The organism is Bradyrhizobium uaiense (assembly GCF_010811875.1).
In the GTDB taxonomy this organism is placed as follows: domain Bacteria; phylum Pseudomonadota; class Alphaproteobacteria; order Rhizobiales; family Xanthobacteraceae; genus Bradyrhizobium; species Bradyrhizobium uaiense.
The window spans coordinates 1-202 of the sequence record NZ_VKHP01001301.1 but is presented as its reverse complement, the minus strand read 5'-3'; the positions used below and the strand labels follow the sequence as shown (position 1 = coordinate 202).

1 protein-coding gene is annotated in these 202 nt (G+C 61.9%); it reads right to left on the bottom strand.

What is annotated here, in order from left to right; all coding sequences use genetic code 11:
- Window positions 1-170 (bottom strand): transposase (locus tag FNJ47_RS49700; RefSeq protein ID WP_236000668.1); only part of this gene is annotated, 170 nt, incomplete at its 3' end.
- Window positions 171-202 lie beyond the last annotated feature (32 nt).

The window sequence follows — 202 nt, the reverse complement described above, 5'->3', positions numbered from 1 at the left end:
TCCGGGAGATCGCGCCAGGGAGACCCCGTACGCACGATCCACAGCACTCCTTCAACGAACATTCGGTTGTCGCGCCCGGTCGAGCCCTTCTGATCGGGGCGCCCTATGATCAACGGCGCCATCCGCTTCCACGCCGCGTCGCTCAATACCAAACGGTCCATCACACCCAAGACGGCCTCCCCAAAAGCAGCCTTGAATCTGA